Source organism: Streptomyces sp. NPDC046876 (assembly GCF_040645035.1).
Lineage (GTDB): Bacteria > Actinomycetota > Actinomycetes > Streptomycetales > Streptomycetaceae > Streptomyces.
On the sequence record NZ_JBEYXK010000075.1, the window covers coordinates 17,143 to 34,386 of the forward strand.

Below are 17,244 nucleotides of genomic sequence, written 5' to 3' on the forward strand. Positions count from 1 at the left end.
ATGTCGGCCCCCACGCACACCCCCGCACCCCGAGCCCTCGGCGCGAACGCCCGGCTGCACTGGTGGGCGCTGGCCCTTCCCGCACTCGCCTTCGGACTGCTCCTGCTGCTGCTCGCCGGATCCGGCCAGGCCCATGCCCACTCCGGGGCCACCTCGCCGCTCGTGCACGTCACCGAACAGCTCCTGAACGCCGCAGGCTGATCCCGAGCCGTGCCCCCCACGCGCCCGGGCGCGCCCCGCGCCCGCGCCGCGAGCCTCCCCGACCCCCTGCGCTCCGCCCCCGGATCCGTGCGAAGCTGGGAGCCATGAGCGCCGACACACCCCGCAGGATCGTCCTCCTCCGGCACGCCAAGGCCGACTGGCCGCAGGTCGCCGACCACGACCGCCCCCTGGCGGAACGCGGCCGCAAGGACGCACCGGCCGTCGGTCTGAAGCTGGCCGAGACCGGCATCGCCTTCGACCTGGCCCTCTGCTCCACCGCAGCCCGCACGCGCGAGACCTGGAAGCTCGCCGTCCAGGCGCTGCCGCACCGCCCGAAGACCTCGTACGAGGAGCGGCTCTACGATGCCTCGCTCGGCGAGCTCATCGCCCTGCTCAACGAGACGTCCGACGAGGTCCAGGACCTCATCGTCATCGGCCACAACCCCGGTATGCACGCCCTTGCCGACGCCCTCTCCGGGCGCGCGGAGGGCGACACCCTGGCCCGGATGAGCCGGACCGGCTTCCCCACCGCGGCCCTCGCCATCGTCTCGTTCACCGGCTCCTGGAAGTCCCTGGAACACGGGGTCGGCACCCTGCTGGACTACTGGACGCCCAAGGAGCACTGACCGGCCCCGCTGCCGCCCGCGGCGCGCGGACGACGGGACGGGCCCCGGGCGGTCGATCCGCCCGGGGCCCGTCCCGTCCGGTGGGGGAGGGGACCGCTCAGGTCAGGCCGGCCGCCTCGACCTCCTCGCGGGTGATCCCCAGCAGGTACAGCACCGTGTCCAGGAACGGCACGTTCACCGCGGTGTGCGCGGCCTCGCGGACCACCGGCTTGGCGTTGAAGGCCACGCCCAGCCCGGCCGCGTTCAGCATGTCCAGGTCGTTGGCCCCGTCGCCGATGGCCACCGTCTGCTCCAGCGGTACGCCCGCCTCCGCGGCGAAGCGGCGCAGCAGCCGGGCCTTGCCCGCCCGGTCCACGATGTCGCCGGTGACCCGGCCCGTCAGCTTGCCGTCGACGATCTCCAGGGTGTTGGCCGAGGCGAAGTCCAGCCCGAGCCGCTCCTGCAGATCGTCCGTGACCTGCGTGAACCCGCCGGAGACCACACCCACCTGGTAGCCCAGCTGCTTCAGGGTCCGGATCAGGGTCCGGGCGCCGGGCGTCAGCCGCACCTCCGCGCGGACCTTGTCCACCACGGACGCGTCGAGCCCCTCCAGCAGCGCCACGCGCGCGTGCAGCGACTGCTCGAAGTCCAGCTCACCGCGCATCGCCCGCTCGGTCACCTCGGCGACCTCGGCCTCGCAGCCCGCGTGCGCCGCGAACAGCTCGATGACCTCGTCCTGGATCAGGGTGGAGTCCACGTCCATCACGACCAGGCGCTGCGCCCGGCGGTGCAGGCCGGCCGAGACCACGGCCACGTCGACGCCGATGTGCGCGGCGGCGGTGGCCAGGGCGGTGCGCAGCGGCCCGGTCTCACAGCCGGAGACGGCGAACTCCACCGCCGTCACCGGGTACTTGGCGAGGCGGAAGATGCGGTCGATGTTGCCGCCGGTGGCGGTGATCCGGGCGGCGATCGCCGCCGTGGACTCGGCGGTCAGCGGGTGCCCGAGGACGGTGACGTGGGAGCGGCCGCTGCCGCGCGGCCGGTTGTCACCGGTGCCGGAGAGGATCTCGGCCTGCATCTTGAGCGACTCGGCCCAGCTGTGGACCGTGGCCCGCAGCTCGCCCTCGGCGCCGCCGGCCGGTCGGGTGACGAGGGCGCACAGGACGATGCGGCCGCGGGTGACGACCTGCTCGATGTCGACGACGTCGACGGAGTAGGCGGCGAGGGTGTCGAACAGCCCGGCGGTGATCCCGGGACGGTCCTTGCCGAAGATCTTGACGAGGAGGGTGGGGACGTCGGAGGTCTGCGAAGCGCTCATGGTGCTCTCACCGTATCTTCCCGCCCTGCGCGGGCCGACCCCCGTCCCACCCACCGGGACCGCCCCGGCCCCGCCGGCCCGGCCGGGGGCCGGGGGAGGCAGCGCCCCGAACGGCGCCCACGCCGGCCTTCGGGCACCCCCGGCCCCGGACTCCGCCGTGGACGACCGACGCCGCCGCCCCGGCAGCGGGGGCACCCCCGCACGGTCACGCCCCCGGGAGCCGTCCGCCTCCGGCACGGGCTCGGACTCCTGCGGCGCAAGCGACCGTCCGCCGGGAGGGCCGGAGCCCCCGGTTCGGGAAGCCCGCGGGCTCGCCCTGGACCCGGCGGCGCCGGGGCCCCGTCACTGTCGTCCCGGGAGCCGTCACCCCTGACACCGCGGGCCGTTGCCGGGCGCAGACCGCCGGTACGGCCGGCGCGAGCTCCTCCGGGAATCGCCCCGGACCCGGGCGCCGACGAGGTCCGCGATGCGGGCCGGCAGCCGCGTCGCGTCAGGGGGCATGGCCTGCCCCCGCCGTGCCGGGAGCCCCGGCGTCGGGGGGAGGGCCCCGCTGCGCGGAGCGTGTCCCCTCCCCGCCCCTTCCCGAAACGCCTCAATCGCCGGCGAGGCTCAAAGAACGGGGCTCCGCCCCCGAACCCCCGCGCCTCAAACGCCGGCGGGGCTGGATTTGCCGCTGCGCGGCAAAATTTCAGCCCGCGGCGTTTGAGCGCGCCGGGCGCGGAGCGCACGGAACGGGGCCCGGGGCCGTAGGACCCGGTTTCTGGGGGCACCTCCCAGCGGTAGCTGGGGGAGAAGGGGCGGGGTGGGGAACGGCTCCGCGCAGCGGCAGCTTCGCCCCCGGTCACCGTTTCGCGGGGGAGGGGACGGCGGGCTCGCCGCTACCCGGGGCCGCGGCGAGCCCCCGCCCAGGCAGCGCGCAGGACCATCCCGGCCAGGACCGGCGCGTCGGCGAGCGACACCCCAGAGGCGTCACCTCCAGGCAGGTCCGCCCGGTGGGGGCCGGCCGCCCGAACGCCCTCGTGTCTCCGGACGGGTCACCGCGGCGAGGGCCCCGGCGGGTGCGGACGCGCCGGAAAGGATCACGTTTCACCAACGAATGCGGCGGCGGCGCTGCGCTCGAAGCGTGGCCTACGGGAACGGGATCCGCCGGTGAGAAGTCCCGTATCGCACTCTCCGGGTGGCTTTCGACCCCGTCAACGGGCAGGCGCAGCCGCCCCGGCAAGGCCCCGATTCCACATGTGGGCGCGGGCCTGAAATAGTTCCCCCGGATGTTAGCCATCCCTAGACTCCCTGGCGTCGGACTCCCTGACGGCCAGGGGGATTCTCGGGGGACCTAAGTGGGGCTGGAGTGCCGGAACTCGTACTGGAATTGAACGGAAGGACCTGGACGCTCGATCCGTCCAGGTCGTACTCGCTGGGGCGCGACCCCCAGGGAGACGTGGTGATCGACGACGCCCGGGTGTCCTGGCGCCATGCCACCATCGCCTGGAACGGCCGCGGTTGGGGCATCGAGGACCACGGCAGCACCAACGGCACGTACGTGCACGGTGCGAGGGTCCAGCAGACGGAGCTCGTGCCCGGCACGCCCGTGCACCTGGGCAACGCGACCGACGGCCCGCGGCTGAATCTGAGCGTCGCCGGCGCAGCGCAGCACGCGCACGGTGTGCCGCAGCAGGCCGCGCCGCAGCAGCAGGCGCCGGCGTACCAGGCCCCGGCCCAGGCGCAGGCCCAGGCGCCCGCCTACCAGGCGCCGGTGCAGGGTCAGGCTCCCGCCTACCAGCAGCCGCAGCAGGGCTGGCCGCAACAGCAGCAGCACCAGCAGCAGCCGCAGCACCAGCAGCCGCAGTTCCCGCAGCAGCAGGGCGCCGCCGCACCCGCGGCCCAGCCCGGATACGGCGGCGACCGCAGCCCGACGACGTTCCACCAGATCGCCGTCGGCCGCGTCATGCGCATCGGCCGCGCCCTGGACAACGAGCTCGTCGTTTCCGACCTCCAGGTCTCGCGCCACCACGCGGAGTTCCGCTCCGCCGGCGGCCGCTTCGAGATCCACGACCTCGGCAGCCACAACGGCACGTACGTCAACGGCCAGCCGCTGCCCAAGTCCGGCACCGCGCTGCTCGGTCCGAACGACATCGTCGGCGTCGGCCACTCCACCTTCCGGATCGTCGGCGACCGCCTCGAGGAGTTCGTCGACTCCGGTGACGTCTCCTTCTCGGCCCGCCACCTCACGGTCACGGTCGACGGCGGCAAGCAGATCCTCAAGGACGTCACCTTCGGCGTCCCGGAGAAGTCGCTGATCGGCGTCATCGGCCCCTCCGGCTCCGGCAAGTCGACCCTGCTCAAGGCGCTGACCGGCTACCGGCCCGCCGACCAGGGCGAGGTGCTCTACGACAACCGCAACCTGTACAAGCAGTTCGCGGAGCTCCGCCAGCGCATCGGCCTGGTCCCGCAGGACGACATCCTGCACAAGGAGCTCAAGGTCCAGACGGCCCTGAAGTACGCCGCCAAGCTCCGCTTCCCCGGCGACACCGCCGAGTCCGAGCGCGCCGCCCGCATCGACGAGGTGCTGCGCGAGCTCAAGCTCGACATCCACAAGGACAAAAAGATCACCGCGCTCTCGGGTGGTCAGCGCAAGCGCGTGTCCGTGGCCCTGGAGCTGCTCACCAAGCCGTCGCTGATCTTCCTGGACGAGCCGACCTCCGGCCTCGACCCGGGCATGGACCGCGACGTCATGCAGCTGCTGCGCGGCCTCGCCGACGACGGCCGCACCGTCCTCGTCGTCACCCACTCCGTGGCAGAGCTGTCCCTGTGCGACAAGCTGCTGGTCATGGCGCCGGGCGGCTCGGTCGCGTACTTCGGCCCGCCGGACGAGGCGCTGAACTTCTTCGGCTACAGCACCTGGGCGGACGTCTTCTCGGCCTTCGAGAACTACCGCGACTACGACTGGGCCGGCCGCTGGAAGGGCTCGCAGCACTACCAGCTGTACGCCGCCGACCTCGACGCGGTGGCCCCGCAGCAGGTCGCGATGCAGCCGCAGCAGATGATCCCGCCGAAGGCGCAGGGCTGGGGCGACCAGCTGTGGACCCTGATGCGCCGCTACCTGTCCGTCATCGCCTCCGACCGGGGCTTCCTGGCCCTCATGGTGATCATGCCGGCGGTCATCGGCATCGTCTCCACGGTGATCCCGGCGAAGTTCGGCCTGGCGCCGCCGACGCCGCCGAGCCGCTTCAACGGCGATGCCGGCACGATCATGCTGATCCTCGCGGTCGGCATGTGCTTCTCCGGTTCCGCCAACTCGGTCCGTGAGCTGATCAAGGAGCGGGTCATCTACGAGCGGGAACGCGCGACGGGCCTGTCCCGTTCGGCGTACCTGATGTCGAAGGTGATCGTCCTCGGCGTCATCACCGCCTTCCAGAGCGTGATCATGTGCGCGATCGCCTTCACCCCGCGCAAGCTCCCCGTCGAGGGCGTGTTCACTGACCCGGCCACCGAGCTCTGCATCTCGGTGATCGCGCTCGGCCTCACGTCGATGATGTTCGGCCTGGTGATCTCCTCGCTGGTGAAGACCGCCGAGAAGACCATGCCGCTGCTGGTCATGTTCGCGATCATCCAGGTCGTCTTCACGGGCCTGCTGTTCCAGATCTACGACAAGCCCGGCCTGGAGCAGTTCGCCTGGCTGATGCCGTCGCGCTGGGCCATCGCCGCCGCCGGTACGACCCTGAACCTCGGCAAGCTGATGGCGCCGTTCGACCAGCAGCACCCGGAGAACACCGACCCGCTGTGGGACGCCACGGCCGGCCAGTGGACGCTGAACGTCATCGTCCTGCTCGCCCTCGGCGTCGCCTGCGGCTTCGCGGTCCAGCGACTGCTGCGCCGCCACGAGCCCGAGGTCATGCGCAACTAGCAGGACCGGCCCCGCACGGCCCCGCACCGCAAAACGCCTCAGGGCGGCACCCCCGGATTCGGGTGCCGCCCTGAGGCGTACGAAGAGGTGTTCCGCCGTCAGGCCTAGTAGGCGCTGTTGACGTTGTCGATCGAGCCGTAGCGGTCGGCGGCGTAGTTGGCCGCGGCGACGATGTTGGCGACCGGGTGGTACTGGTCCAGCGGGGTGCCGGGGACGTGGTACGCGAGGAAGGTCGGCTTGATGATCTGCAGCAGGCCGATCGAGGGGACGCCGTTCTTGGCGTTGATGTCCCACAGGTTGATCGCCCGCGGGTTGCCGCTCGACTCGCGCATGATGTTCTTGTACAGGCCGTTGTAGGTGCCCGGGATCTTGTGTTCCTTCATGATCGCGAGCGACTCCTTGATCCAGCCGTCAAGGTTGTTCGCGTACACGGGCTTGCGGGCGGCCGAGCGGCTGGCGGCCGCCTTCGCCTCGCGCGCCTTCTTCGCGGCGGCTGCGGCCTCGGCCTCGGCCTTGGCCTTCGCGGCGGCCGCAGCGTCCTGGGCGCGGGAGGCGGCGATGGTCTGCTGGGCGACGAGGCTGATCTGCGCGGTCTGGGCCTGCGTACCGTCCACGATCTGGGTCCACGCCGCGGGGGCGGCGACGGCGGCCTCGGCCGTTCCGGAGTTGCCGGTGGCGGCCGGGACGACGGTGGCGGCCAGGGCGGCGGCGCCCATGGTGGCGGCAGCGACGAACATCTTGTGCGTCTTGGTCAGACGACGGAGCTTGCCGGGTATGCCGGTTTCGTACATGCGGAGCCACCTCTTCGAATCGCGGGAGCCGCAGGAAAGCGCCGCGATGATCCGGGATCCGCGGCGCCGTGCGACGGGAGCAATTCTTAGCGGGGGCAAAAACAGCTGGCAAAGGTGTGACGTACGAAGCCGCTTAGTGGATCACGGGGCCCCCGCAAACCCGGAACCGAGGCCCCAGGACCCGGCAGAACAGCACTGATGCGGTCTTTACAGGCTTACTAGGGCCCTTCGTAAGTGACCTGGGTCCTATGCGCGGGCTCACATCCGCCACGTAACGGTTTCACCACCCGTTGCCGCTGCAATGCAATCCGTCACCGCATATCAGCCTCAGGTACGAGAAAACCGCCCACGCCCCTCCTCCCCAGGGCGGGCATCCGCCCGCCGACCCCGTCCTCCGGCACGACCCCGTACCACCCCCGCCCGCCGACCCACCGCCCGATTCCGCAGGTCACAGCCGCGAGTACGGTGATCCCATGGACAACGGACCCGGCCGCGGCCTCGCCGCCGTGAGCACCGCGCTGCTCGCCATGAGCCGCCGGCTCGAGGTGCGCGACGTCCTGCGCACGATCGTCGTCTCGGCCCGCGAACTGCTCGACGCCCGCTACGCCGCCCTCGGCGTCCCGGACGACCACGGGGGCTTCGCCCAGTTCGTCGTCGACGGCATCAGCGAGGAGCAGTGGCGCCGCATCGGCCCGCTGCCCCGCCAGCACGGCATCCTCGCCGCGATGCTCCACCAGGACGGCGCCGAGCGGCTGGCCGACGTACGCAAGGACCCCCGCTTCGAGGGCTGGCCCGCCGCCCACCCCGAGATGTCCGACTTCCTCGGCCGGCCCATCCGGGACGGCGAGGAGACCCTCGGCGCCCTCTTCCTCGCCAACAAGAACAGCCCCGGCGGCTTCACCGACGAGGACGAGGAGCTCCTCGCCCTCCTCGCCCAGCACGCCGCCATCGCCCTGACCAACGCCCGCCTCTACGAGCGCAGCCGCGAGCTCACCATCGCCGAGGAGCGCTCCCGCCTGGCCCACGAGCTGCACGACGCCGTCAGCCAGAAGCTGTTCTCCCTGCGGCTGACCGCCCAGGCCGCCGCCGCCCTCGTCGACCGCGACCCGGCCCGCGCCAAGGACGAGCTCCAGCAGGTCGCCGCCCTCGCCGCCGAGGCCGCCGACGAGCTGCGCGCCGCCGTGACCGAGCTGCGCCCCGCCGGGCTCGACGAGGACGGCCTCGTCGCCACCCTCCGCGACCAGGTCCGCGTCCTGGACCGCGCCCACACCGCGCACGTCACCTTCACCTGCGCCGGGATACGGGCCCTGCCCGCCACCCAGGAGGAGGCCCTGCTCCGCGTCGCCCAGGAGGCCCTCCACAACGCCCTGCGCCACTCCGGCGCCGAGCGCGTCGAGGTCGTCCTCGCCCGCCGCGGCGCCGGAGCCGCCCTGACCGTGACCGACGACGGCCGCGGCTTCGACCCCGGCGCGGTCCGCGCGGCCGGCCGCCACCTGGGCCTGGTCTCCATGCGCGACCGCGCGAGCGGAGCCGGAGGCCGTCTCACCGTGCACTCGGAGCCCGGCACGGGCACCACGATCGAGATGGAGGTCCCCGGTGGCTGACATGCCCGACCGGAGCCGAAGCCGCACCAGCACCAGCGCCAGTCCCGGCAGCAACCGCAACCGTATTCACGTCCTGCTCGTCGACGACCACCAGGTCGTCCGCCGCGGCCTGCGGACCTTCCTGGAGGTCCAGGACGACATCGAGGTGGTCGGCGAGGCCGGCGACGGGGCCGAGGGCGCCGCCCGAGCCGAGGAGCTGCGGCCCGACGTCATCCTCATGGACATCACCATGCCCGGCACCGACGGCATCGAGGCCCTGCGCCGGCTGCGCGCACAGGCGAACCCCGCACGCGTACTGATCGTCACCAGCTTCACCGAGCAGCGCACCGTCGTCCCCGCCCTGCGGGCCGGCGCGGCGGGATACGTCTACAAGGACATCGACCCCGACGCCCTCGCAGCGGCCATCCGCTCCGTCCACGCCGGACACGTCCTGCTCCAGCCGGAGGTGGCCGAGGCGCTGCTGTCCCAGGAGGAGCAGCCCGCCGCCGGCCGCGGCGGCTCCCTGACCGACCGGGAGCAGGAGGTCCTCTCCCTCATCGCCGACGGCCGCTCCAACCGGGAGATCGCCCGCGCGCTCGTGCTGTCCGAGAAGACCGTCAAGACGCACGTCTCGAACATCCTGATGAAACTGGACCTCGCGGACCGCACCCAGGCGGCGCTGTGGGCCGTACGGCACGGCGCAGGCTGACGGCCCGCTCCGTTACGGAATTCATACTGTCGGGTGTATGTCGCCCACATGGCGTATCCCCTGCGCCGGGCGGACGTTCTCCATGGCGTGCCGCGGCGGACGGCCGCGGCAGACGCTCGGGAGGACGAGAACGTGAAGAACACCAAGAAGGCCACTGCCATCGCCCTGATCGCGGGCGGCCTCCTTGCCGCGGGAGCCGGCGTCTCCTCGGCCCACGGCAACGGCGCCTCGGCCTGCGGCGAGGCGGCGGGCTCGCCCGGCGTGGCCTCCGGGAACCTGGTCCAGGCCCCCGTGGACGTCCCCGTGAACGTGGTCGGCAACACCGTCACCGTCGTCGGCCTGCTGAACGGCGTCTGGGGCAACACCGGCGTCAACCACTGACGCAGCCCCCGCCCACGGCCCTGCCTCCCCCCACTCTCCCCGGGAGGCAGGGCCGCAGCACGTCCCGGCCCGCCGTCAGCCCCGCTCGCGCTCCTCCACCGCGGCGTTGTACGCCGCGACCAGCGCACGCCGCGCCACCCGCTCCACCGGACGCAGCGCCTCCGCCCGCGCCGCCATCTCCGACGCCGCCACCGCACCCCCGTGCCCGTGCTCGTACGCCATCGACACCAGCAGGTCCACCCGCTGCGCCAGGGCCAGCACCCGCACCGCCCGCGCCGGGTACCCCGGGGCCAGCACCTCCCGCCCGGCCTCCGCCCGCGCCCGGTACGCCGACAGCGCGGCCTCCGCCACCGGCCCCGAAGCCGCCACGTCCAGCCGGGTCAGCACCACCGTCGCCTCCCGCACCGCCTCGGCCAGCTCCCGCTCCGCCTCACCGAGCGAGGGCACGTCCGCCGGCGGGGCCTCCCGCACCGGCAGGCAGTGCCACACCACCTCCACGTGCACGTCACCCGCCGGCCCCGCCTCGCGGACCTCCGGCACCAGACCCAGCGCCGCCCCCACCGCGATCACCGCCTCCTCGGCCTCCAGCGCCCGCGCATTGAACTCCGGCGGCCCGCTCAGCCCCAGCGGATGCCCCGGCGCCGGCAGCGCCACCCGCAGCCCGCTGACCCCCAGCGCCCGCAGCCGCCCCAGCGCCAGCGTCAGCCCCACCGGAGCCGGCTCGCCCGGCAGCCCCTCCACCCGGTGCACGGCATCCGCGCCCACGATCGACAGCACGGCCTCGTCGGGCGAGACCAGACCGGCCAGCAGCGCGTTCCCCCAGGCGGCCAGCCGCCCTGAACGTGGTTCGAAAAGCATCCCCCCACTCTACGGACCGGCCCCGATCCGGCCCCGCTGCCGTCCTGGCGCCCGGACCGCTCGCCGAGTGGCGTAGGTTTTCCTCTGGGGCTGCGCCGCCTACCGGTGCACAGACGAACCGACACTGCAAGGGGAGACAACGCGCTCATGAGCGATGTACTGGAGCTTGAGGACGTATCCGTGGTCCGCGAGGGCCGGGCTCTGGTGGACCAGGTCTCCTGGTCGGTCAAGGAAGGGGAGCGCTGGGTCATCCTCGGCCCCAACGGCGCCGGGAAGACCACCCTGCTCAACGTCGCCTCCAGCTACCTCTTCCCCACCAAGGGCACCGCCACCATCCTCGGCAGCACCCTCGGCAAGGTGGACGTCTTCGAGCTGCGCCCCCGCATCGGCATGGCCGGCATCGCCATGGCCGACAAGCTCCCCAAGCGCCAGACCGTCCTCGAGACCGTCCTCACCGCCGCCTACGGCATGACGGCCACCTGGCAGGAGGAGTACGAGGAGGTCGACGAGCAGCGCGCCCGCGCCTTCCTCGACCGCCTCGGCATGACCGAGTACCTCGACCGGAAGTTCGGCACCCTCTCCGAGGGCGAGCGCAAGCGCACCCTGATCGCCCGCGCCCTGATGACCGACCCCGAGCTCCTCCTCCTCGACGAGCCCGCCGCCGGCCTCGACCTCGGCGGCCGCGAGGACCTCGTACGCCGGCTCGGCCGGCTCGCCCGCGACCCGCTCGCGCCCTCCATGGCCATGGTCACCCACCATGTCGAGGAGATCGCCCCCGGCTTCACCCACGTCCTGATGATCCGCCAGGGCAAGGTCGTCACCGCCGGCCCCATCGACCTCGAACTCACCTCCCGCAACCTCTCCCTCTGCTTCGGCCTCCCGCTCATCGTCGAGCAGAACGGCGACCGCTGGACCGCCCAGGGCCTGCCGCTGCGCTAGACCGCACCCTGTCCCGACCGCGCCCGCCCGACCTACCATGACCATGTGAACATCGACGCGTGGGTGTGGTGGCTCATCGGCGCGGTCGGACTGGGCATCCCCCTCGTCCTGACCGCCATGCCGGAGTTCGGCATGTTCGCCGTCGGCGCGGTCGCGGCCGCCGTCACCGCTGCCTTCGGCGGCGGAACCGTCGCCCAGGTACTGGTGTTCGTCATCGTGTCGGTCGCGCTCACCGCCGTCGTCCGCTCGATCGCCAACCACCACCGCGACCAGCGGCCCCAACACCGCACCGGCATCGACGCGTTGAGGGGCAGATCCGCCCTCGTCCTCGAACGGGTCGACGGCAGCGGAGGACGCATCAAACTCGCGGGTGAGATCTGGTCCGCCCGCGCCCTCGACGCCGACTCCAGCTTCGAGCCGGGCCAGCAGGTGGACGTCGTCGAGATCGACGGGGCCACCGCCGTCGTCATGTGAGCCAAGGAGCCGACCCGCGGCCCCGGGGTCTGCGAGACTCCGCTTCAACGGGGCAGCACAGACAGCCGGAAAGGCACGGGGAACCGCATGCAACCGATCATCATCGTCCTGATCATCCTGGTGGTTCTGGTCTTCATCGCCCTGGTCAAGACGATCCAGGTGATCCCGCAGGCCAGCGCCGCCATCGTCGAACGATTCGGCCGCTACACCCGCACCCTCAACGCGGGCCTCAACATCGTCGTCCCGTTCATCGACTCCATCCGCAACCGCATCGACCTGCGCGAGCAGGTCGTGCCGTTCCCGCCGCAGCCGGTCATCACCCAGGACAACCTGGTCGTCAACATCGACACCGTCATCTATTACCAGGTGACCGACGCCCGCGCCGCGACGTACGAGGTCGCCAGCTACATCCAGGCCATCGAGCAGCTCACCGTCACCACGCTGCGCAACATCATCGGCGGCATGGACCTGGAGCGGACCCTGACGTCCCGCGAGGAGATCAACGCGGCCCTGCGCGGGGTCCTCGACGAGGCCACCGGCAAGTGGGGCATCCGCGTCAACCGCGTCGAGCTCAAGGCCATCGACCCGCCGACCTCCATCCAGGACTCGATGGAGAAGCAGATGCGCGCCGACCGCGACAAGCGCGCCTCGATCCTCCAGGCCGAGGGCGTCCGGCAGTCGGAGATCCTCAAGGCGGAGGGCGAGAAGCAGTCCGCGATCCTGCGCGCCGAGGGCGAGGCCAAGGCCGCCGCCCTCAGGGCCGAGGGCGAGGCACAGGCCATCCGCACCGTCTTCGAGTCCATCCACGCCGGCGACGCCGACCAGAAGCTCCTCGCCTACCAGTACCTCCAGATGCTCCCGAAGATCGCCGAAGGCGACGCCAACAAGCTCTGGATCGTCCCCAGCGAGATCGGCGACGCCCTCAAGGGCCTCTCCGGCGCCATGGGCAACTTCGGCCCCATGGGCGGGGGATCGGGCTTCAACCCCCTCAACTCCGCCAAGGCCACCGGCAACAACGGCCAGAACAACGGAAACAACGGGGGCAACGGCGCGGACCGCCGAGAGCAGCCCCCGATCGACTGACCCCGAACACCCGACGGCCCGTCCCCTCCTGCATGATCAGTGAGGCCCCTCGACCTTCATGGCGGGGAGGCGTCTCACTCATGCAAAGGGGATGGCCCAGTCCATGTCCATGTTCATGTCGTCCATGTCGTCCATGTCGTCCATGTCGTTCATGCCGTCCGTGTCGATGTCCCCCTGGGAAGCAGCCGCGGTGTTCGCCGCCGGCATCGGCGCCGGCACCATCAACACCATCGTCGGCTCAGGCACCCTCATCACCTTCCCGGTCCTGCTCGCCACCGGACTCAGCCCGGTCACGGCCAACGTGTCCAACACCCTCGGCCTCGTCCCCGGCTCCCTCAGCGGGGCCTTCGGCTACCGCAAGGAGCTCCGCGGCCAGCGCGCCCGCATCCTCCGCCTCGGCGCCGTCTCGATCGTCGGCGGACTCGCCGGCGCCGTCCTGCTCCTGACCCTCCCCTCGGACTCCTTCGACACGATCGTCCCCGTCCTCATCGGACTGGCCCTCGTGCTCGTCGTCCTCCAGCCCCGCCTCGCGGCCGCCCTGCGCCGCCGCCAGGAAGCCTCCGGCACCGACCCCGCACACCCCGACGGCGGAACCCCCCTGCTCGCCGGCATGCTGCTCTCCAGCGCTTACGGAGGCTACTTCGGCGCCGCCCAGGGCGTGCTCTACCTCGGCCTCATGGGCCTGCTGCTCCACGAGGACCTGCAGCGCATCAACGCCGTCAAGAACGTCATCGCCGCCCTCGTCAACGGGACCGCCGCCGTCGTCTTCCTCTTCGTCGCCGACTTCGACTGGACGGCCGTCCTCCTCATCGCCGTCGGCTCGACCCTGGGCGGCCAGATCGGCGCCAAGGTGGGCCGCCGCCTCCCGCCGACCGCCCTGCGCGCCGTCATCGTCGCCGTCGGCACCATCGCCATCGTCCAACTCCTGCTGCGCTGACCGCCGCACCCCCGACGCACACGACGACGTCCCGCCCCCCCTCGAGGGGGAGCAGGACGTCGTCGTCACACCCGCACGGCACTACGCCGACGGCGCCAGCCACTCCGGCAGCGCCTCCCGCTCCGCGGCAGCGAGACCGAACAACATCGCATCCGTGGGCGTCGGCACGAAGGGCCTGCGCAGCAGCGGCATCCCCGCCTGCTCCGGCGTCCGGTCCGCCTTGCGGTGGTTGTCCTCCGCGCAGGAGGCCACCGTGTTCAGCCACGTGTCACCGCCGCCCTGCGCCCGCGGCACCACGTGGTCCACCGTCGTCGCGCGCCTCCCGCAGTACGCGCACCGGTGCTGGTCACGGACCAGCACCCCCCGCCGCGACCACGGGGCATGTCTTCGGAACGGCACCCGCACATACCGGCACAACCGGATCACCCGCGGCACCGGAAGCTCCACCGCCTGGGCACGGACACGCAGTTCGGGATGCGACTGTTCGACGACCGCCTTGTCCTGGAGCACCAGGACCACAGCCCGGTTCAACGTCACCGTCGACAGCGGCTCGAAGCTCGCATTCAGCACCAGCGTGTCCCGCATCTCGCCCACCTCCCGTGCGCAGGCCCGCGACCACCCTGGCTGCAGGGCCCGCACCCACTCTGGCCGCGCGCGCCACGCGGGACAACGCAATAAAAATGCCCGGCCCTGGTCGCCTTTAGACCAGGACCGGGCAAACGGAAAGCGAACGATCAGCCCGCGGGCGCCTCGTACTCACCGATCAGCTGCGCCCGCCCCAGCGTGTGGAAGCGCAGGTTGAACCCGACCGCCGCGGGCGTCGCGTCCGCACCCGGACCCAGCTTCTCCTGGTCCACCGCGTACACCGTGAACACGTACCGGTGCCGCTCCCCGGCCGGCGGAGCAGCCCCGCCGAAGTCACTCGTGCCGTAGTCGTTGCGCACGTGCACCGCCCCGGCGGGCAGGCCCTCGAACTTTCCGCTGCCCGCCCCGGCCGGCAGCTCCGTGACCGAAGCGGGCAGGTCGAACAGCACCCAGTGCCAGAACCCGCTGCCCGTCGGCGCGTCCGGGTCGAAGCAGGTCACCGCGAAGCTCTTCGTGCCCTCCGGGAACCCCTCCCACCGCAGGTGCGGCGAGACGTTCCCGCCCTCCAGCACCTGGGCCTCTCCCAGCTCCCCGCCCGGCTGCAGGTCGGCACTCTCCACCGAGAAGGCGGGTACCTCCGGATGGAAATCGTGCGGAAGGGGCGCCCTCTTCTGCTCGGCCACGCTGAACCTCCTGATCGCGAACCGGTGCCGGACGGCCCCGGCACCGGCCCCGAGCCTAGAACCAGTTGCGCTGCGAACCCACCGAAGCGATCCACTGGTTGAGGTAGGCGGCCCAGTCGGTGCCCTCGTACGAGTGCAGCCCCACCTGGAAGCAGCGGTACGTGTCGCTGCCCTCGGTGAACAGACCCGACTTCTTGTCCATCTCCAGCACCACGTCCATCTCGCGGCCGTCCGCGATGAACGTCAGCTCCACCTGGTTCAGACCCCGGTACTGCGACGGCGGCAGGAACTCGATCTCCTGGTAGAAGGGCAGGGACTGCCGCGTGCCCCGGATGTGCCCCCGCTCCATGTCCGCACTGCGGAACGAGAAGCCGAGGCGGCGGAACGCGTCCAGGATCGCCTGCTGCGCCGGCAGCGGGTGGACGTTGATCGGGTCGAGGTCGCCGGCGTCCACCGCACGCGCGATCTCCAGCTCGGTGCTCACCCCGATGTTCATCCCGTGCAGGTGGTGGCCCTCGAAGTGCGTGATCGGGGTCTCCCAGGGGATCTCCAGACCGAACGGCACCACGTGCAGGGCGCCGGGCTGCACCTTGAAGGCGCCGCCGAGCCGCTGCTTGGTGAAGACGATGTCCTGCTTGTACTCCTGGTCGCCGCCCTCCACCTCGACCCGGGCCTGGAGGCCGACGTTCAGCCCCTCGATCTGCTGCTCCACGGACCCGCCCTGGATGCGGACCTCGCCCTGGACGATGCCACCGGGCACCACGTTCGGCTCGGTGATGATCGTGTCCACGGAAGCACCACCGGCACCCAGCGCGGCGAACAGCTTCTTGAACCCCATTCCAGACTCCCCTTGAAGGCTCGTGCGACTACCCCTTACATACGCGGAACCTTAGGGCCCGGTTGCAGGAGGACGCGTTCCACTACGCTCGACCGGATGAGCGCGCGCACCGACCGTACGCCCCTGCCCCGGTCCTTCTTCGACCGCCCGGTCCTCACCGTGGCCCCGGACCTCCTCGGCCGCATCCTGGTCCGCCGTACTCCCGAGGGCCCCATCGAACTGCGCATCACGGAGGTCGAGGCGTACGAGGGCGAGGCCGACCCCGGCTCCCACGCCTACCGCGGCCGCACCCAGCGCAACGCATCGATGTTCGGTCCGCCCGGACACGCGTACGTCTACTTCATCTACGGCATGTGGTTCAGCCTCAACCTGGTGTGCGGTCCGCCGGGCCACGCGAGCGGTGTCCTGCTCCGGGCGGGCGAGATCACGGTGGGCGCCGAGCTGGCCCGCAAACGTCGACTTTCGGCCAGAAGCAACAAGGAACTCGCCAAAGGCCCCGCCCGCCTGGCGACCGCCCTGGCCGTGGACCGCACCCTCGACGGCGCGGACCTCTGCGCAGGCCCCGATTCCCCGCTGTCCCTGCTGGCCGGCACCCCCATCCCGCGCGACCTGGTCAGCAACGGCCCCCGCACAGGAGTCAGCGGCGCCGGCGCCGGCCACCCCTACCGCTACTGGATCACGCACGACCCGACGGTGAGCCCCTACCGCGCCCATGCGCCACGCCGCCGCTCAACTTGACTCGCCCTTGGCGGACCCCTAACGTAGCCCGAGCCGCTTGAACGGGTCACTGTCGTCGACAGCCCCCGGAGCGGCCAACCCACCACCTACGACTTACCCCCTGACGGGGTCGAATTCGGCATGCCCGAATTCGGATCCGGCAGCTCGATTATGAGTTGCGGAGGGCAAGCGCTAAAGTGGTGGAACGCCGAAAGGGAAACGCGAAAGCGGGAACCGGAAAGCGAAACCCGCTTCGACCGGGAATCGGACGCGAAAGAGTCTGATAGAGTCGGAAACGAAGAAAGAACGAAAGCCCGGAGGAAAGCCCGACAGGGTGAGTACAAAGGAAGCGTCCGTTCCTTGAGAACTCAACAGCGTGCCAAAAATCAACGCCAGAAGTTGATACCCCGTCCACTCCGGTGGATGAGGTTCCTTTGAAAAGACCTTCAGGGCTCACCTCGGTGAGTGCTTGGAGGCAACAACACAGCGAGGACGCAGTGGTCAGTCGGTCATATTCCGACCGTGGCTGACCCGCTCAACGTGGTGTGCACCCGATTACGGGTAAACATTCATGGAGAGTTTGATCCTGGCTCAGGACGAACGCTGGCGGCGTGCTTAACACATGCAAGTCGAACGAT

Annotated in this window: 17 protein-coding genes and 1 rRNA gene; 12 read left to right on the top strand and 6 right to left on the bottom strand. The window is 71.4% G+C overall.

Annotated elements, in window-relative coordinates; genetic code table 11:
• Positions 1-201: a hypothetical protein gene (locus tag ABZ924_RS28770; protein ID WP_361915850.1), complete on the top strand. Its 201-nt coding sequence runs from the start codon at positions 1-3 to the stop codon at positions 199-201.
• A 104-nt stretch (positions 202-305) separates the two neighbouring features.
• Positions 306-827: a histidine phosphatase family protein gene (locus ABZ924_RS28775; RefSeq protein WP_361915853.1), complete on the top strand. Its 522-nt coding sequence runs from the start codon at positions 306-308 to the stop codon at positions 825-827.
• 97 nt (positions 828-924) lie between these two features.
• On the opposite strand, the gene serB is transcribed toward ABZ924_RS28775, so the two are convergent.
• Positions 925-2,124, bottom strand: a complete 1,200-nt coding sequence (serB, locus tag ABZ924_RS28780) for a phosphoserine phosphatase SerB (protein WP_361915856.1) — start codon at positions 2,122-2,124, stop codon at positions 925-927.
• A 1,348-nt stretch (positions 2,125-3,472) separates the two neighbouring features.
• On the opposite strand from serB, the gene ABZ924_RS28785 reads away from it, so the two are divergent.
• Positions 3,473-6,028: an FHA domain-containing protein gene (locus ABZ924_RS28785; RefSeq protein WP_361915859.1), complete on the top strand. Its 2,556-nt coding sequence runs from the start codon at positions 3,473-3,475 to the stop codon at positions 6,026-6,028.
• A 104-nt stretch (positions 6,029-6,132) separates the two neighbouring features.
• On the opposite strand, the gene ABZ924_RS28790 is transcribed toward ABZ924_RS28785, so the two are convergent.
• Positions 6,133-6,819 carry a transglycosylase SLT domain-containing protein gene (locus ABZ924_RS28790; protein WP_361915862.1) on the bottom strand — a complete coding sequence of 229 codons (687 nt, stop codon included), beginning with the start codon at positions 6,817-6,819 and terminating at the stop codon, positions 6,133-6,135.
• A gap of 473 nt (positions 6,820-7,292) precedes the next feature.
• On the opposite strand from ABZ924_RS28790, the gene ABZ924_RS28795 reads away from it, so the two are divergent.
• The 3 genes from ABZ924_RS28795 (at position 7,293) to ABZ924_RS28805 (ending at position 9,492) form a co-directional block, all read left to right on the top strand.
• Entirely contained in the window at positions 7,293-8,423 is a 1,131-nt protein-coding gene (locus tag ABZ924_RS28795) for a GAF domain-containing sensor histidine kinase (protein ID WP_361915865.1), read from the top strand.
• Between the two features lies 1 nt (position 8,424).
• The gene (locus tag ABZ924_RS28800; protein ID WP_361915899.1) at positions 8,425-9,111 is read left to right on the top strand and encodes a response regulator transcription factor; all 687 of its coding nucleotides are present in this window, start codon (positions 8,425-8,427) and stop codon (positions 9,109-9,111) included.
• 132 nt (positions 9,112-9,243) lie between these two features.
• Positions 9,244-9,492, top strand: a complete 249-nt coding sequence (locus ABZ924_RS28805; protein ID WP_361915868.1) for a chaplin — start codon at positions 9,244-9,246, stop codon at positions 9,490-9,492.
• Between the two features lie 75 nt (positions 9,493-9,567).
• Here the strand turns inward: ABZ924_RS28805 and ABZ924_RS28810 are convergent, their stop codons facing one another.
• Positions 9,568-10,350 (bottom strand): hypothetical protein, encoded by a 783-nt coding sequence (locus ABZ924_RS28810; RefSeq protein ID WP_361915871.1) that lies wholly within the window; start codon positions 10,348-10,350, stop codon positions 9,568-9,570.
• Between the two features lie 147 nt (positions 10,351-10,497).
• Here ABZ924_RS28810 and ABZ924_RS28815 point away from each other — a divergent pair, with 147 nt between their 5' ends.
• From ABZ924_RS28815 to ABZ924_RS28830, 4 genes are all read left to right on the top strand, one after another.
• Complete coding sequence (locus ABZ924_RS28815; protein ID WP_361915874.1) at positions 10,498-11,289, top strand: ABC transporter ATP-binding protein; 792 nt, start codon at positions 10,498-10,500, stop codon at positions 11,287-11,289.
• A gap of 45 nt (positions 11,290-11,334) precedes the next feature.
• The gene (locus ABZ924_RS28820) at positions 11,335-11,763 is read left to right on the top strand and encodes an NfeD family protein (protein ID WP_361915877.1); all 429 of its coding nucleotides are present in this window, start codon (positions 11,335-11,337) and stop codon (positions 11,761-11,763) included.
• Between the two features lie 87 nt (positions 11,764-11,850).
• Complete coding sequence (locus ABZ924_RS28825) at positions 11,851-12,846, top strand: SPFH domain-containing protein (RefSeq protein ID WP_361915880.1); 996 nt, start codon at positions 11,851-11,853, stop codon at positions 12,844-12,846.
• A 166-nt stretch (positions 12,847-13,012) separates the two neighbouring features.
• Positions 13,013-13,783 (top strand): sulfite exporter TauE/SafE family protein, encoded by a 771-nt coding sequence (locus ABZ924_RS28830; RefSeq protein ID WP_361915902.1) that lies wholly within the window; start codon positions 13,013-13,015, stop codon positions 13,781-13,783.
• Between the two features lie 81 nt (positions 13,784-13,864).
• Here ABZ924_RS28830 and ABZ924_RS28835 read toward each other — a convergent pair whose 3' ends face one another.
• The 3 genes from ABZ924_RS28835 to ABZ924_RS28845 all read right to left on the bottom strand — a co-directional run bounded on the left by ABZ924_RS28835 (position 13,865) and on the right by ABZ924_RS28845 (position 15,889).
• Entirely contained in the window at positions 13,865-14,368 is a 504-nt protein-coding gene (locus tag ABZ924_RS28835) for an HNH endonuclease (protein ID WP_361915883.1), read from the bottom strand.
• A 149-nt stretch (positions 14,369-14,517) separates the two neighbouring features.
• Positions 14,518-15,051, bottom strand: coding sequence for a YbhB/YbcL family Raf kinase inhibitor-like protein (locus ABZ924_RS28840; RefSeq protein WP_361915886.1), 534 nt, complete (start codon positions 15,049-15,051; stop codon positions 14,518-14,520).
• A 55-nt stretch (positions 15,052-15,106) separates the two neighbouring features.
• Entirely contained in the window at positions 15,107-15,889 is a 783-nt protein-coding gene (locus ABZ924_RS28845) for a sporulation protein (RefSeq protein WP_361915889.1), read from the bottom strand.
• Positions 15,890-15,985: 96 nt separating this feature from the next.
• Here ABZ924_RS28845 and ABZ924_RS28850 point away from each other — a divergent pair, with 96 nt between their 5' ends.
• Both ABZ924_RS28850 and ABZ924_RS28855 read left to right on the top strand, forming a co-directional pair.
• Positions 15,986-16,627, top strand: a complete 642-nt coding sequence (locus ABZ924_RS28850; RefSeq protein WP_361915892.1) for a DNA-3-methyladenine glycosylase — start codon at positions 15,986-15,988, stop codon at positions 16,625-16,627.
• A gap of 547 nt (positions 16,628-17,174) precedes the next feature.
• Positions 17,175-17,244 (top strand): 16S ribosomal RNA (locus ABZ924_RS28855); the annotation flags it as partial.

Excerpts from the sequence above, each read along its gene's own strand:
- ABZ924_RS28795 (WP_361915865.1), top strand. The coding sequence starts at position 7,293 with ATGGACAACGGACCCGGCCGCGGCCTCGCCGCCGTGAGCACCGCGCTG.
- ABZ924_RS28825 (WP_361915880.1), top strand. The coding sequence starts at position 11,851 with ATGCAACCGATCATCATCGTCCTGATCATCCTGGTGGTTCTGGTCTTC.
- serB (WP_361915856.1), bottom strand. The coding sequence starts at position 2,124 with ATGAGCGCTTCGCAGACCTCCGACGTCCCCACCCTCCTCGTCAAGATC.
- ABZ924_RS28845 (WP_361915889.1), bottom strand. The coding sequence starts at position 15,889 with ATGGGGTTCAAGAAGCTGTTCGCCGCGCTGGGTGCCGGTGGTGCTTCC.
- ABZ924_RS28810 (WP_361915871.1), bottom strand. The coding sequence starts at position 10,350 with ATGCTTTTCGAACCACGTTCAGGGCGGCTGGCCGCCTGGGGGAACGCG.
- ABZ924_RS28835 (WP_361915883.1), bottom strand. The coding sequence starts at position 14,368 with ATGCGGGACACGCTGGTGCTGAATGCGAGCTTCGAGCCGCTGTCGACG.
- ABZ924_RS28790 (WP_361915862.1), bottom strand. The coding sequence starts at position 6,819 with ATGTACGAAACCGGCATACCCGGCAAGCTCCGTCGTCTGACCAAGACG.
- ABZ924_RS28770 (WP_361915850.1), top strand. The coding sequence starts at position 1 with ATGTCGGCCCCCACGCACACCCCCGCACCCCGAGCCCTCGGCGCGAAC.
- ABZ924_RS28800 (WP_361915899.1), top strand. The coding sequence starts at position 8,425 with ATGCCCGACCGGAGCCGAAGCCGCACCAGCACCAGCGCCAGTCCCGGC.
- ABZ924_RS28850 (WP_361915892.1), top strand. The coding sequence starts at position 15,986 with ATGAGCGCGCGCACCGACCGTACGCCCCTGCCCCGGTCCTTCTTCGAC.
- ABZ924_RS28815 (WP_361915874.1), top strand. The coding sequence starts at position 10,498 with ATGAGCGATGTACTGGAGCTTGAGGACGTATCCGTGGTCCGCGAGGGC.
- ABZ924_RS28775 (WP_361915853.1), top strand. The coding sequence starts at position 306 with ATGAGCGCCGACACACCCCGCAGGATCGTCCTCCTCCGGCACGCCAAG.
- ABZ924_RS28830 (WP_361915902.1), top strand. The coding sequence starts at position 13,013 with ATGTCCCCCTGGGAAGCAGCCGCGGTGTTCGCCGCCGGCATCGGCGCC.